Below are 14,835 nucleotides of genomic sequence, written 5' to 3'. Positions count from 1 at the left end.
AAGGCATGAAACTGAAGCGTTTGATGGCGGCCCTCACCTTTGCCGCCGCTGGCGTTGCAACCGCCAACGCGGTAGCCGCCGTCGACCCTGCGATCCCGACCTACACCAAGACCACCGGTGTTTCGGGCAACCTCTCCAGCGTCGGTTCCGACACCCTCGCGAACCTCATGACCCTGTGGGCTGAGGCCTACAAGAAGGAATATCCGAACGTAAACATCCAGATCCAGGCTGCCGGTTCCTCCACCGCGCCACCCGCGCTGACCGAAGGCACCGCCAACCTCGGCCCGATGAGCCGCAAGATGAAGGACGTCGAGCTGCAGGCGTTCGAGCAGAAGTACGGCTACAAGCCGACTGCCATCCCGGTCGCCGTCGACGCCCTGGCCGTGTTCGTGCACAAGGACAACCCGATCAAAGGCCTGACCATGGCCCAGGTCGATGCAATCTTCTCGTCCACCCGCCTGTGCGGTGGCAAAGCCGACGTCAAAACCTGGGGCGACCTGGGCGTGACCGGCGACCTGGCCAACAAGCCGGTGCAGCTGTTCGGCCGTAACTCGGTATCGGGCACCTACGGCTACTTCAAGGAAGAAGCCCTGTGCAAAGGCGACTTCAAGGCCAACGTCAACGAACAACCTGGCTCGGCTTCGGTCGTGCAGTCGATCAGCTCCTCGCTGAACGGCATCGGCTACTCGGGCATCGGTTACAAGACCGCAAGCGTCAAGACCGTAGCCCTGGCCAAGAAAGAAGGCGGCGAGTTCATCGAGGACAACGAAACCAACGCTCTGAACGGTTCGTACCCGCTGTCGCGCTTCCTCTACGTCTACGTCAACAAGGCACCGAACAAGCCTCTGGCCCCGCTGGAAGCCGAGTTCGTCAAGCTGGTCCTGTCGCAGGCTGGCCAGCAGGTCGTGGTGAAGGATGGTTACATCCCACTGCCGGCCAAAGTGGTCGACAAGACCCTGGCTGACCTGGGCCTGTCCCACGCCGGTAACGTTGCAAAGAAGTAAGTAACTGAGGAAGAGGCCGGTGCCGATGCCCGGCCTCTTCCCCGACTTCCCAGTCCGAAGCCAGGGCTCCTGAGCGGCGGGCTTTTTTGCGTCAACGCACTGTCATGTTTTTGTCATACGGGACCGCTAGGGTGTGCGCATGAATGATCTGGCCAACTCCACAATGACCCAAAATTCCCCTCCCGTGCGGATTGATTTCAATACGCCCGAGTTGCAACGCAAGCGCCGCATGCGCGCCCTCAAGGACCGCCTGACCCGCTGGTATGTACTGGTGGGCGGGCTTGCCGTATTGGCAGCCATCACCCTGATCTTCTTCTACCTGGCCTATGTGGTGCTGCCGTTGTTCCAGGGCGCCGAACTGACCAGCAGGAAGGCCCTGGAGCCGACCTGGCTGCAGCAGGATGCCGGCAAGCCACTGCTGATTGCCCTTGAAGAGCAGAACCTGGTGGGCATGCGCGTTTCGGACAAGGGTCAGGCACTGTTCTTCGATACCAAGACCGGTAACGAACTCAATCGCGTCGACTTGCCGTTGCCGGCCGGCACCCAGGTAAGTTCGATCAGCACCGACCAGCCGGGCAGCCCGCTGATTGTGCTGGGCTTGTCCAATGGCAAGGCGCTGGTGTTCCACCACACCTACAAGATCACCTACCCGGACAACAAGAAGACCATCACCCCCGGCATCGACTACCCGTATGGCCAGGAGCCCTTCGTGCTCGATGACCAGGGCCGTGCGCTGGAGCATGTGAGCGTCAACGTCAATGGCGACACCCTGTTGCTGGCCGGCTCCACCGGCGCGCACCTGCAGGTCGTCGAGTTGACCCGCACCGAAAACATGATGACCGACGAGGTCACCACCGAGCAGAACCGTATCGCCCTGCCGCAAATGACCGAAGCGGTGAAGAACATCTTCATCGACCCGCGTCAGCAGTGGTTGTACGTGATCAACGGCCGCGCCACCGCCGACGTCTTCAGCCTGCGCGACAAGACCCTCAATGGCCGCTACAAGCTGTCCGACAGTGGTGATACCGAAGTCACCGCCACCGCACAGCTGGTCGGTGGCATCTCGCTGATCATCGGTGACTCCAAGGGCGGCCTGGCCCAGTGGTTCATGGCCCGCGATCCGGATGGCGAATCGCGCTTCAAGCAGATCCGTACCTTCCAGATGGGCAAAGCGCCGATCGTGCAGATCGATGCCGAAGAACGCCGCAAGGGCTTCATCGCCCTGGACAGCGACGGCAAGCTGGGCGTGTTCCACAGCACCGCGCACCGTACCCTGCTGGTCGAGCCTGCTGCCCAGGGCCCTGGCATCCTGGCCCTGTCGCCACGCGCCAACCGCATCTTCATCGAAGAGGGCGGCAAGCTGCTGCCGCTGAGCCTGAAAAACCCGCACCCGGAAGTGTCCTTCAGTGCGCTGTGGGGCAAGGTCTGGTACGAGAACTACGACGAGCCCAAGTACGTCTGGCAGTCGACGGCTTCGAACACCGACTTCGAGCCTAAGCTGAGCCTTTCGCCACTGACCTTCGGTACCCTCAAGGCCGCGTTCTACGCGATGATCCTGGCAGCACCGCTGGCCATTGCCGCCGCCATCTACACCGCCTACTTCATGGCCCCTGGCATGCGCCGCAAGGTCAAGCCGGTGATCGAGCTGATGGAAGCGATGCCGACGGTGATCCTGGGCTTCTTCGCCGGCCTGTTCCTGGCGCCATACCTGGAAGGGCACCTGCCGGGTGTGTTCAGCCTGTTCGTGCTGATGCCGTTCGGCATTCTGCTGGCGGGCTTCATTTGGAGCCGGTTGCCGGAGTCGGTCCGCCTGCGTGTGCCGGACGGTTGGGAGGCTGCGATCCTGATCCCGGTCATCCTGTTCACCGGCTGGTTCGCCCTGACCATGAGCCCCTACCTTGAGACCTGGTTCTTCGGCGGCGACATGCGCCTGTGGATCACCAACGACCTGGGTATCACCTATGACCAGCGCAACGCCCTGGTGGTGGGTATCGCCATGGGCTTCGCGGTCATCCCGAACATCTACTCGATTGCCGAAGACGCCGTGTTCAGCGTGCCGCGCAGCCTGACCCTGGGCTCCCTGGCGCTGGGTGCCACGCCTTGGCAGACCCTGACCCGTGTGGTCATCCTCACCGCCAGCCCGGGTATCTTCTCGGCGCTGATGATCGGCATGGGCCGTGCGGTGGGCGAGACCATGATCGTGCTCATGGCCACCGGCAACACCCCGGTGATGGAGATGAACCTGTTCGAAGGCATGCGCACCCTGGCCGCCAACGTGGCGGTGGAGATGCCCGAGTCGGAAGTCGGCGGCAGCCACTACCGTGTGCTGTTCCTGGCTGCCCTCGTGCTGCTGATGTTCACCTTCATCATGAACACCTTGGCCGAGCTGATTCGCCAGCGTCTGCGCAAGAAATACTCGTCGCTTTGATAGAAAGGTAGAGATCCGTGAAAAAGGATTCCCTCAAAGGCTGGTTCAAGAGCGGCGCCCCCGGCGTCTGGATCAGCGGTGGCGCGGTCGCCATGGCGGTGATCATGACCGTCGGCCTGCTGGCTGTGATCGCCGTGCGTGGCCTCGGCCACTTCTGGCCGGCCGACCTGGTCCAGGCCACCTACAAGGTGCCGGGCCAGGCGGACCACATCATCATCGGTGAGGTGGTGCAGAAAGAAGAAGTGCCCCGTGCCCGCCTCAAGGGTGCCGGCCTGCCGGTACCGGACGAAGGCCCGGAGTTCATGACCCGCGAGCTGATCAAGGTGGGTAACCGCGACCTTAACGGCAGCGACTTCACCTGGGTGGTCGGCGACTGGTTGGTCGACGAGCAGCGCCCGGCCGACCTGATGGCCCTGGAACGCCGCGAATGGGGCAACTTCTACGGCTACCTGGTCAGCGTCAAGGAAGAAGGCCGCGTGGTTGCCCAAGGCCCTGCCGCCTGGAATGAACTCCAGGCACGTCTCAAGCGCGCCAATCAGCTCAACAGCGAGTTGCAGCAGCTGGAGAAGAAAGACATCGGCGCCATCAACCATGGCCTGGAGCGCCTGCGCCTGCATAGCCGCAAGCTGGAGCTGGCCGGCAAGCTGGACGCCGCGGCCCAGGCCGACATGGACGCCGAGCGCGCCGAGCTGAACAGCCGTTACAAGGCCATCGAAGACCGCCTCAGCGGCCTGCACCAGGCCTTTGCCCGTGACAGCCTTGTCGCTCGCGACGGCAATGGCCGTGAGGTCGAGATCAACCTGAGCAAGGTGGTGCACGCCATCCAGCCCAACGGCATGTCCGGCTTCACCAAGATGGGCACCTACTTCGCCAAGGTCTGGGAGTTCCTCAGCGACGACCCGCGTGAGGCGAACACCGAGGGCGGTATTTTCCCGGCGATCTTCGGTACGGTAATGATGACGCTGATCATGGCAGTGATCGTTACCCCGTTCGGTGTACTGGCGGCTGTCTACCTGCGTGAATACGCCAAGCAAGGCCCGGTGACCCGGTTGATCCGCATTGCGGTGAACAACCTGGCGGGCGTGCCGGCAATCGTCTATGGCGTATTTGGCCTGGGCTTCTTCGTTTACGTGCTGGGTGGCTCGATCGACCGCCTGTTCTTCCCCGAAGCGCTGCCTGCACCGACCCTGGGTACGCCAGGCCTGTTGTGGGCGTCGCTGACCCTTGCGCTGCTGGCCGTGCCGGTGGTGATCGTGGCCACCGAGGAAGGCCTGGCGCGCATTCCGCGTACCGTGCGTGAAGGCTCGCTGGCGCTGGGCGCGACCAAGGCCGAAACCCTGTGGAAGATCGTGCTGCCGATGGCCAGCCCGGCCATGATGACCGGCATGATCCTCGCCGTGGCACGCGCCGCCGGTGAAGTGGCGCCGCTGATGCTGGTGGGTGTCGTGAAGCTGGCGCCGTCGCTGCCGCTGGACGGCAACTACCCGTACCTGCACCTGGACCAGAAGATCATGCACCTGGGCTTCCACATCTACGATGTCGGCTTCCAGAGCCCCAACGTCGAGGCCGCGCGGCCGCTGGTATACGCCACTGCGTTGTTGCTGGTGCTGGTGATCGCCACCCTCAACCTCTCGGCGGTGTGGATCCGTAACCACCTGCGCGAGAAGTACAAGGCCCTCGACAGCTGATTGAAGCTTTTAAGCCACAAGCGGCAAGCCCCAAGAGCATTGCCGCTTTGCCCTAACTTGCAGCTAGCAGCTTCAAGCTTGCAGCTACAAACGGAGTGAGACCATGCAGCAAGAATCCCACACCCACGGCATCGACATGGCCGCCCTGGGCCGCGACAAGCAGAGCCTGCGCCTGGCCGAAGAAACCGTGGCCATCGAAGTGCCGGGCCTGAGCCTGTTCTACGGCGACAAACAAGCGCTGTTCGACGTCAGCATGAATATCCCCAAGCAGCGCGTCACTGCCTTCATCGGCCCGTCGGGCTGCGGCAAGTCGACCCTGCTGCGCACCTTCAACCGCATGAACGACCTGGTGGACGGTTGCCGCGTAGAAGGCGCCATCAACCTGTACGGCAACAACATCTACCGCAAAGGCGAAGACGTTGCCGAGCTGCGCCGCCGCGTAGGCATGGTGTTCCAGAAGCCTAACCCGTTCCCCAAGACCATCTACGAAAACGTGGTCTACGGCCTGCGCATCCAGGGCATCAACAAGAAGCGCGTGCTCGACGAGGCCGTGGAGTGGGCACTCAAGGGCGCCGCCCTGTGGGACGAGGTCAAGGATCGCCTGCACGACTCGGCACTCGGCCTGTCCGGCGGCCAGCAGCAGCGTCTGGTGATCGCCCGTACCATCGCCGTCGAGCCTGAGGTACTGCTGCTCGACGAACCGTGCTCGGCACTGGACCCGATCTCGACGTTGAAAGTCGAAGAGCTGATCTACGAGCTGAAATCCAAGTACACCATCGTCATCGTGACCCACAACATGCAGCAGGCCGCCCGGGTTTCGGACTACACCGCGTTCATGTACATGGGCAAACTGGTCGAATTCGGTGACACCGACACCCTGTTCACCAACCCGGCGAAGAAGCAGACCGAAGACTACATCACCGGTCGCTACGGCTAGTGAGAAGCGGGTTTGCCCGCTCCCACAGGGAACGACACGAACTACTTGAAGCTTGCAGCTTCTTCGCGGAGCGAAACGATGATCAACAAAGAAAGCCTTACGCACCACATTTCCCAGCAGTTCAACGCCGAGCTCGAAGAGGTGCGCAGCCACCTCCTGGCCATGGGCGGCCTGGTCGAGAAGCAGGTCAACGACGCGGTCACCGCGCTGATCGAGGCCGACTCGGGTCTGGCCCAGCAGGTGCGCGAGGTCGATGAGCAGATCAACCAGATGGAGCGCAACATCGACGAGGAATGCGTGCGCATCCTCGCCCGTCGTCAGCCGGCGGCCTCCGACCTGCGCCTGATCATCAGCATCTCCAAGTCGGTGATCGACCTGGAACGCATTGGCGACGAGTCGACCAAGATTGCCCGCCGCGCCATTCAACTGTGCGAAGAAGGCGAGTCGCCGCGTGGTTACGTCGAGGTTCGCCACATTGGCGACCAGGTGCGCAACATGGTGCGTGACGCGCTCGACGCGTTCGCCCGTTTCGACGCGGACCTGGCGCTGTCGGTGGCCCAGTACGACAAGACCATCGACCGTGAGTACAAGACTGCCCTGCGTGAGCTGGTGACCTACATGATGGAAGACCCGCGTTCGATCTCGCGGGTGCTGAGCGTCATCTGGGCCCTGCGTTCGCTGGAGCGTATTGGTGACCACGCGCGCAACATCTCGGAACTGGTGATCTACCTGGTTCGCGGCACCGATGTGCGCCACCTGGGCCTCAAGCGCATGAAGGCGGAAGTCCAGGGCACTGCTGGCGATGAGGGTGAAATCGCTAATGTTCCGGCTGAACCGGACGATAAATAAGACTGCTCCCGAGCATCAACGCCCGGCCTTGGCCGGGCGTTTTCGTTTGTGCAAGAGCAGCCAGCAGGCACCCGCGAACGATGCAAAGAAGTCCCGGCGTGGCTCAGAGATTGGCAAGTGGCCACCATTGCGCGGTAGGCTAGTCGGGATTCAAGAGGAGTATCGATGAGTAAAGTGAATGTGCTGGTTGTAGATGATGCCCCGTTCATCCGTGACCTGGTAAGGAAGTGCCTGCGTAATGCCTTCCCAGGCATGGTCATCGATGACGCAGTCAACGGCCGCAAGGCCATGGCCATGCTGGCCAAGGAATCGTTCGACCTGGTCCTGTGCGACTGGGAAATGCCCGAGATGTCTGGCTTGGAACTGCTGACCTGGTGCCGCCAGCAACCGCAGACGAAGCATCTGCAGTTCATCATGGTGACCAGCCGTGGGGACAAGGAGAACGTGATCCAGGCCATCCAGGCCGGGGTCTCCGACTTCGTTGGCAAGCCGTTCACCAATGAACAGCTGCTGACCAAGGTGAAGAAGGCCCTGACCAAGATCGGCAAGCTGGACAGCCTGGTGAGCAATGGGCCGGCGCGGTTGAATTCGGCGTTTGCCAATGACTCGCTGAGCGCGCTTACCGGCAACAAGGCCGAAGCGGCCAAGGCGGCAACGCCCGCTACGGCTGCCCCGGCCAAGCCTTTGATCAATGCCCCGAAACCGCAGACCGCAGCCGCGGCGGCGCAGTCCGGCCGTGGCCAGGGCCAGTTGCGCCTGTCCAGCGGTATCCAGCCGTGTGTGATCAAGGCCCTGAGCCTCAAGGAGGCGCTGCTGGTGGTGCGCCGCAGTGCCGCACTGCCGCAGGTACTGGAAGGCGCGGTGCTGGACCTGGAGCAAGGCGAGAGCGCCGAGGTGGCCCGCCTGAACGGTTACCTGCATGCCGTTGCAGCCCTGGAGCCGAAGCCAGAAAGCGATTGGTTGCAGTTGACCTTCAAGTTCGTCGATCAGGATGCACAGAAGCTTGACTACCTGTCACGGCTGATTGCCCACGGCACGGCGCAGAAACACTTCACCCCCGGCGCCTAGTCCGCCAGCTGTGGAGCGGGTTCGAGCCCGCTCCCGGACGGTATGCTCGGTGCTCTTCCGACCAACTGTCATACCGCGCTTGGATCCCGCTGCTAGGCTTCGACAGATCGCAACTGTCAAAAAGCCACTATCATGCCCGCCGCCGCCCGCTTGCTGTTGTTCTGTGCCTTGCTTTCGGCCTCGGCGTCGAGCTTGGGCATGACCCTCTACAAGACCACCGACAATTTCGGCGTGGCGTCCTACTCCGAGCACCCCGGCCCTGGCGCCAGGGCCTTCGAGCTGCGCGAGCCGATGTTCGAGCGGCTGGAGGGGCAGGTGCGCCTGCAGACGGAGACGTTCCCTGGTGGAGTGCGTTTCCTGGTGCGTAACGAACTGTACGTGCCGATGCAGGTGGAACTGCGTATCGACCAGCTGGCCAATGCCTTCGGTGGCAATGGCCCCCGGCTTGTACGGGCGGTGGTCGGCCCGCGTTCGACCAAAGTGCTCAGCGCGGTACTGGCGGCCCCCGGAGGGCCACTCAAGTACGCCAGCAACTTCCATTACGCCATGGGCGACCCCGGCCAGCGTTCGCAGGCCTACCGTTACCCCTTTCCGTGGAAAGGCGGGCCGTTTCGCCTGACCCAGGGGCCAAACGGCCGTTTCAGCCATTTCGGCCCCAAAGGCCGCTACGCCATGGACATCGCCATGCCAGAAGGCACACCGATCATCGCGGCGCGTGGTGGAATGGTGGTGAAAGTCGAGAACAGCCAGAGCGGGCGAGGTACCAATCCCTCAGGCAACTTCGTGCGCATTCTGCACCCGGACGGCACCATGGGTGTCTACCTGCACCTGATGCGCGGTTCGGTGGTGGTGGCCGAGGGGCAGCAGGTGGCGTTGGGGCAGGCGCTGGCCAAATCGGGTAATACCGGCAACAGCACGGGCCCGCACCTGCATTTCGTGGTGCAGCGCAACGTTGGGCTGGCCCTGGAATCAATACCCTTCCAGTTCGACCGGCCTATCGGTGGGCTGCCGGACTTCACGGCGGGTAATCCGTGACACAAGGCCTGCCATCGCGAATGAGGCAGGTGTTTCCCGGCAGCACCTCTACTGGCAAACCTGTGCGCTGAACAGAGGCACCCGAGGGGCCGCCTAGCGGCCCCGACGGATCAATCGAGCTTGAGCACCTTGGCCAGCACGATCTTCGGCCCTTTCATCTTCTTGATGATGATGCGCAAGCCTTCTACTTCCAGCACTTCCTCTTCTTCAGGCACGCGCTTGAGCGTTTCGTAGATCAACCCGGCGAGGGTTTCGGCTTCGATGTGATCAAGGTCGATACCCAGCAGGCGCTCGACCTTGAACAGCGGCGTGTCGCCACGCACCAGCAGCTTGCCTGGCTGGTAGGCGAGGATGCCGCGCTCGGTCTTGCGGTGTTCGTCCTGAATGTCGCCAACCAGCACTTCCAGCACGTCTTCCATGGTCAGGTAGCCAATGACCTTGCCGTCGGCTTCCTCCACCAGCACAAAGTGCGCACCGCCCTTGCGGAACTGCTCCAGCAGCTGCGCCAGGGGCATATGCCGCGACACGCGCTCCAGCGGGCGAGCGAGGTCTTCGAGGTCGACGGTTTCGGGCAGGTGTTCCAGTTCGGCCAGTTCCAGCAGCAGGTCCTTGATGTGCAACAGGCCGGTGAACGCTTCGCGCTCGGCATCGTACAGCGGATAGCGGCTGAACTTGTGCCGGCGTACCAGTGCCAGGATCTCCTTGAGCGGCGCATGGGCATCGATGCTGACCATGTCTTCACGGGAGTTGGCCCAGTCGACCACTTCCAGTTCGCCCATCTCCACGGCCGAAGCCAGCACGCGCATGCCTTGGTCGCTTGGGTCCTGGCCACGGCTGGAGTGCAGGATCAGCTTGAGCTCTTCACGGCTGTAGTGGTGTTCGTGGTGCGGGCCGGGTTCGCCCTGGCCGGCAATGCGTAGGATGGTGTTGGCGCTGGCATTGAGCAGGTAGATGGCCGGGTACATCAGCCAGTAGAACAGGTACAGCGGCACGGCGGTCCACAGCGACAGCAGCTCAGGCTTGCGGATTGCCCAGGATTTGGGCGCCAGCTCGCCGACCACGATGTGCAGGTAGGAGATCACGAAGAAGGCGACGAAGAACGAAACCGCCTTGATCAGCTCAGGGGTGTCCACACCCAGATACGCCAGCAGCGGTTCGAGCAGGTGGGCGAACGCAGGTTCACCGACCCAGCCCAGGCCCAGGGAGGCGAGGGTGATGCCCAGCTGGCAGGCAGACAGGTAGGCGTCCAACTGGTTGTGTACCTTGCGCAGAATGCTGCCGCGCCAGCCGTGCAGCTCGGCGATGGACTCGACGCGCGTGGAGCGCAGCTTGACCATGGCGAACTCGGCGGCAACGAAGAAGCCGTTGAGCAGCACCAGGAACAAGGCAAAGAGGATCATGCCGAAATCGGCGAAAAGCGAGGTGAGGCTGATACCAGGGGAAGGGTCCATGATGGAGTTTTTACGGGGTCCGTCTTAGAAAAGGTAGAAAACAAAGTGCCAGCTTTTGCTGGCACAGGGGCTCCAATGTAGCGGTTGAAGCCGTAAAAGCAAAGGGTAGCGGTCTTAATTGCGCTGCATGGCAGCGCCCTTTCAGCCTTTGTCGCTGGCCAACTGTGCCGGGCTGAAGTGGCAGGTGAAGGTACTGCCATGCCCCGGCACGCTGCTGATCTCCAGGCGCCCGCGGTGGCGCATCAGTACGTGCTTGACGATCGCCAGGCCGAGCCCGGTGCCGCCGGTGTTGGAGGCACGGCTGGAATCGACGCGGTAGAAGCGTTCAGTCAGGCGCGGCAGGTGCTTGGCATCGATGCCGACCCCCGAATCCTGCACCGACAGGTGCGCGCCCTGTTCGTCGGCCCACCAGCGGATACGGATGTTGCCTTCGTCCTGGGTGTACTTGACCGCGTTGAACACCAGGTTGGAAAAGGCGCTGCGCAGCTCCGATTCGCTGCCCTTCAGGCGCAGGCCTGGCGCGGCCTCCAGGGTAATGCGCTGGTTACGTGGCCCGGACAGCGCCTGGGCATCGTTCTTGATGGCGCCCAGCAACGTGTCGACCGCCACTGGCTGGTTGTCCGATGGGTAGTCGGTGGCTTCCAGCTTGGCCAGCAGCAGCAGGTCGTTGAGCAGGGTCTGCATGCGCGAACCTTGCTGGCTCATCTGCTGCAACGCCCGGGCCCAGCGCGGGTTCACGTCTTCGACGTTATCGAGCAAGGTTTCCAGGTAACCGGTGATCACTGTCAGCGGCGTGCGCAGCTCGTGCGAGACGTTGGCCACGAAGTCTTTGCGCATCTGTTCCAGCTGATGGATACGGGTGACGTCGCGCACCAGCATCAGGTGCTCATTGTTGCCGTAGCGGGTGAGGTGCAGCTGGACGCGCAGACGGTCGTTGATCGGGGACGGGATTTCCAACGGTTCGGCGTAGTTCTCCGACTCGAAGTACTCCTTGAAGCGGGGGTGACGCACCAGGTTGGTCACCGGCTGCCCCCCATCCTGAGGGGTCTTGAAACCGAGCAGGGTTTCCGCGGCGCGGTTCCACCATTCCAGGTTGCCATCGCTGTCGAGCATGATGACCGCATCACGCAGGGCGGCAGTGGACTCCTGCACCCGGTCGATCACCGCCTGCAGGCGACCGCGCACACGCTGGTCACGGCGCTGCAGGTGATAGATGCTGTCGAACACCTCACCCCACAGACCGTAGCCGTCGGGTGGTGCTTCGTCGGGCTGGTGGTTGCGCAGCCAGTCATGCAGGCGCAGCAGTTGCTTGAGTGTCCACCCCAGGTACAGCGCCAGGCCGATGGCAAGGCTCCAGCCGTAATAACCGCTGACCAGGCCGCCGATCAGGCAGACGGTGATCAGCAGCAGCAGGTGGCGAATCAGGGTCGCGTGCCAGTTCTGGTTCAATTGACAGATCCTTCGGATCCAGCCGCATGCTGCAAGCCACACGCTGCATGAAGAAGCGGATCGGTGATGCTGATAGTCCATTTTCGAGCCCGGGCGCTGCACGCGTTGACGTGCAGCTTTAGGCTGGAAGCTCGCAACTAGCTTTTGGTCGAGAAGCGGTAACCCGTGCCCCGGACGGTTTGTACCAGATTTTCGTACGCTTCACCCAGTGCCTTGCGCAGGCGACGGATGTGCACGTCGACGGTGCGCTCTTCGACGTAGACGTTGCCGCCCCAGACCTGGTCGAGCAACTGGCCACGGGTGTAGGCGCGCTCCTGGTGGGTCATGAAGAACTGCAGCAAACGGTACTCGGTAGGGCCCATTTCGGCCGGTTTGCCGTCGATGGTCACGCGGTGGCTGATCGGGTCGAGCAGCAGGCCGCCAACTTCGATCGGCGCTTCGCTGTCGCTTGGGCCGGTGCGACGCAGCACGGCTTTCAGGCGGGCAACCAGCTCGCGTGGCGAGAACGGCTTGGTGATGTAGTCGTCGGCGCCGACCTCCAGGCCCTGGATCTTGTTGTCCTCTTCACCTTTGGCGGTGAGCATGATGATCGGGATGTCCCCGGTCAGCTCGTCGCGCTTGAGGCGGCGGGCAAGTTCGATCCCGGAGGTGCCGGGCAGCATCCAGTCGAGCAGAATCAGGTCAGGCTTGCGGTCGACGATGATGGCGTGGGCCTGCTGGGAATTTTCTGCCTCCAGGCAGTCATAGCCGGCCATTTCCAATGCAACGGCGATCATCTCGCGAATAGGCGCTTCGTCGTCGACGATCAGAATGTTCCTGCCAACCATGCTCAAAACCTCTCCCGAAAAATCGTGTCTGGCCCGCATTAGATAACGGAATTATTGCAGCTGTGTGACAGGGTGTTGGCCGTTCTGGCGACATTGCATGACTGAACTAGGCTTCAAAGAGCCGCTCCCTGCGGTAAACAGACCGCAATCCACCCCGATCAATGGTGATTCCAATGACACGACATACGCTGAGCTGGATGGCCCTATTCGCTGCACTTGCGCTCCCGGGGGTGGCGTCCGCCAACCACGCCATGGAGAAGGACGGCATGTGGGTCGACCACGCCGGCATGACGCTGTACACCTTCGACAAGGACGCCGGCGGCAAGTCGATGTGCAATGGCGATTGTGCGAAGAACTGGCCGCCGCTCAAAGCCGAGAAAGGCGAAAAGGCCGAAGGCAAGTGGACTCAGATCAAGCGCGATGACGGCTCCATGCAGTGGGCATATGACGGCAAGCCGCTGTACACCTTCGTCAAGGACAAGAAGGCCGGTGATATGACCGGTGACGGCATGAAGGATGTCTGGCACGTCGCCAAGCCTTGAGCTCCAGGCCGCTCCTGCAACGGCACCGCAGTTGCCTGCAGGCGCGGCCTGTCGGGAGAAAGCTACGAAGCAGCCCCAAAGGGTTCAACGCAGTGCGTAATCCAGCACCACACCCATGAAGATCAACAACCCCGCCCAGTGGTTGTGCAGAAATGCCTTGAAGCACGCATCCCGGTCCAGTTTGCGTGTGGACCAGAATTCCCAGGCAAAGCACAGCGCCGCACCCAGCAGGCCCAGGTGGAACCAGCCGCCGAGATCAAAGCGGCTGCCCGCCAGCAGCAAGCAGCCCAGCGACAGCATCTGCAGGGTCAGGATGATCGCCCGGTCGGCCTCGCCGAACAGGATTGCGGTCGATTTCACGCCGATCTTCAGGTCGTCGTCACGATCGACCATCGCGTAGTAGGTGTCGTAGCCCACCGTCCACAGCAGGTTGGCGATGTACAGCAGCCAGGCACTGGCCGGCAACTCGCCGCCCGCAGCGGTGAAGGCCATGGGGATGCCCCAGGAATACGCCGCTCCCAGCACCACCTGTGGGTAGTAGGTGTACCGCTTCATGAACGGGTAGCAGAACGCCAAAGCCACTGCGCCAAACGACAGCCAGACCGTACGGCTGTTGGTGCACAGCACCAGCAGGAAACTCACCCCCACCAGGATGGCGAACAGCGCCAGGGCCTCACGCGGTTTGACACGGCCGCTGGCCAGCGGGCGGTCGGCGGTGCGTTTGACGTGGCCATCGACCTTGCGATCAGCGAAGTCGTTGATACAGCACCCGGCAGCTCGCATCAGCACCACGCCGAGGCCGAAGATCAGCACATTGGCCAGGGTGGGCGAGCCTTGTCCGGCGATCCATACCGCCGACAGGGTCGGCCACAGCAGCAGGTAGATACCGATTGGCCTGTCCATGCGGCTTAGCTGAACAAAGTCCCAGGCGCGCGGGTGCACACGGTTGAGCGACTTGAGCAGTTGCAGGTACATCAGCGGTTGTCCTCCTTGGCCGCTTGCCATAGTGCCGGCAGGAACACTTCGGCCACCAGCAGGTCGAGGCCGTCGCGCTCAAAGCGTGAACGCCGCCCCCATAAACCCGCGTCCGCGGCTTCGCGAGGCAACCAGGCCTGTGGATAAGCGCACACCTCGATCGGATGGCGGATGAACGCCTGGTCGCAGAACAGCAATTCGCCCAGCGACCGGCTGCCCAGGGTTTCCAGGTCCAGGCCGCCCCGCTCCAGGGCGCTGCGGCTGGCAACGCTGCGGGCAAATACCCACGGCTGGCCATGGCCGCGCAGGTACACCTCACGCACCCAGCCCTCGGCGCCCGGCGCGATGCCCAGCGCCCGGCATTCGTCATCGCGCAGCGGCTGCCAGCCCTCGAACAGGGGTGTCACACTGAAATGATCGTTGGAAAGACGAGTAAGGCGACGAGTCAGGGAGCCTTCGTCGAACAGCCAGTCGAGAGTAGGCTGGCCGATATCGTTCGCCAGCAGTGAATACGGCAGCCACGCGAGAGCGGCTGCTTGCGGGGATTCGTACGACACGTCGGTATGCTTTGTTACAGCCAAA

Annotated in this window: 13 protein-coding genes; 8 read left to right on the top strand and 5 right to left on the bottom strand. The window is 62.6% G+C overall.

The annotated features are described in order from the left end of the window. Positions 1–5 precede the first annotated feature (5 nt). From L6D80_RS20455 to L6D80_RS20425, 7 genes are all read left to right on the top strand, one after another. The gene (locus L6D80_RS20455; protein ID WP_054901280.1) at positions 6–1,004 is read left to right on the top strand and encodes a phosphate ABC transporter substrate-binding protein PstS; all 999 of its coding nucleotides are present in this window, start codon (positions 6–8) and stop codon (positions 1,002–1,004) included. Positions 1,005–1,143: 139 nt separating this feature from the next. Beyond that, positions 1,144–3,432 (top strand): ABC transporter permease subunit, encoded by a 2,289-nt coding sequence (locus L6D80_RS20450; protein ID WP_054901281.1) that lies wholly within the window; start codon positions 1,144–1,146, stop codon positions 3,430–3,432. 17 nt (positions 3,433–3,449) lie between these two features. Then, positions 3,450–5,120, top strand: a complete 1,671-nt coding sequence (gene pstA / locus L6D80_RS20445; protein WP_054901282.1) for a phosphate ABC transporter permease PstA — start codon at positions 3,450–3,452, stop codon at positions 5,118–5,120. 103 nt (positions 5,121–5,223) lie between these two features. Continuing rightward, entirely contained in the window at positions 5,224–6,057 is an 834-nt protein-coding gene (gene pstB / locus L6D80_RS20440) for a phosphate ABC transporter ATP-binding protein PstB (RefSeq protein WP_054901283.1), read from the top strand. A gap of 78 nt (positions 6,058–6,135) precedes the next feature. Continuing rightward, positions 6,136–6,906 (top strand): phosphate signaling complex protein PhoU, encoded by a 771-nt coding sequence (phoU, locus tag L6D80_RS20435; RefSeq protein WP_054901284.1) that lies wholly within the window; start codon positions 6,136–6,138, stop codon positions 6,904–6,906. Positions 6,907–7,071: 165 nt separating this feature from the next. Beyond that, a complete protein-coding gene (locus L6D80_RS20430) occupies positions 7,072–7,974 on the top strand; it encodes a response regulator (protein ID WP_176515833.1) in 903 nt (300 codons plus the stop codon). 132 nt (positions 7,975–8,106) lie between these two features. Next, complete coding sequence (locus tag L6D80_RS20425) at positions 8,107–9,009, top strand: M23 family metallopeptidase (RefSeq protein ID WP_176515835.1); 903 nt, start codon at positions 8,107–8,109, stop codon at positions 9,007–9,009. 110 nt (positions 9,010–9,119) lie between these two features. On the opposite strand, the gene L6D80_RS20420 is transcribed toward L6D80_RS20425, so the two are convergent. The 3 genes from L6D80_RS20420 to phoB form a co-directional block, all read right to left on the bottom strand. Further along, positions 9,120–10,460: a hemolysin family protein gene (locus L6D80_RS20420; protein ID WP_054901287.1), complete on the bottom strand. Its 1,341-nt coding sequence runs from the start codon at positions 10,458–10,460 to the stop codon at positions 9,120–9,122. Positions 10,461–10,601: 141 nt separating this feature from the next. Then, a complete protein-coding gene (gene phoR, locus L6D80_RS20415; RefSeq protein WP_054901288.1) occupies positions 10,602–11,909 on the bottom strand; it encodes a phosphate regulon sensor histidine kinase PhoR in 1,308 nt (435 codons plus the stop codon). A 137-nt stretch (positions 11,910–12,046) separates the two neighbouring features. After that, positions 12,047–12,736, bottom strand: a complete 690-nt coding sequence (gene phoB, locus L6D80_RS20410; RefSeq protein ID WP_003253341.1) for a phosphate regulon transcriptional regulator PhoB — start codon at positions 12,734–12,736, stop codon at positions 12,047–12,049. A 173-nt stretch (positions 12,737–12,909) separates the two neighbouring features. On the opposite strand from phoB, the gene L6D80_RS20405 reads away from it, so the two are divergent. Next, positions 12,910–13,278, top strand: a complete 369-nt coding sequence (locus L6D80_RS20405) for a COG4315 family predicted lipoprotein (RefSeq protein WP_054901289.1) — start codon at positions 12,910–12,912, stop codon at positions 13,276–13,278. An 84-nt stretch (positions 13,279–13,362) separates the two neighbouring features. Here L6D80_RS20405 and ubiA read toward each other — a convergent pair whose 3' ends face one another. After that, complete coding sequence (gene ubiA / locus L6D80_RS20400) at positions 13,363–14,253, bottom strand: 4-hydroxybenzoate octaprenyltransferase (protein WP_054901290.1); 891 nt, start codon at positions 14,251–14,253, stop codon at positions 13,363–13,365. Further along, positions 14,253–14,810: a chorismate--pyruvate lyase family protein gene (locus L6D80_RS20395; RefSeq protein WP_176515837.1), complete on the bottom strand. Its 558-nt coding sequence runs from the start codon at positions 14,808–14,810 to the stop codon at positions 14,253–14,255. The genes ubiA and L6D80_RS20395 overlap by 1 nt, the downstream gene beginning before the upstream one ends. Positions 14,811–14,835: the final 25 nt, after the last annotated feature.

This window comes from Pseudomonas ceruminis (assembly GCF_021602025.1).
Lineage (GTDB): Bacteria > Pseudomonadota > Gammaproteobacteria > Pseudomonadales > Pseudomonadaceae > Aquipseudomonas > Aquipseudomonas ceruminis.
This window is presented reverse-complemented; position numbering and strand designations above follow the sequence as displayed.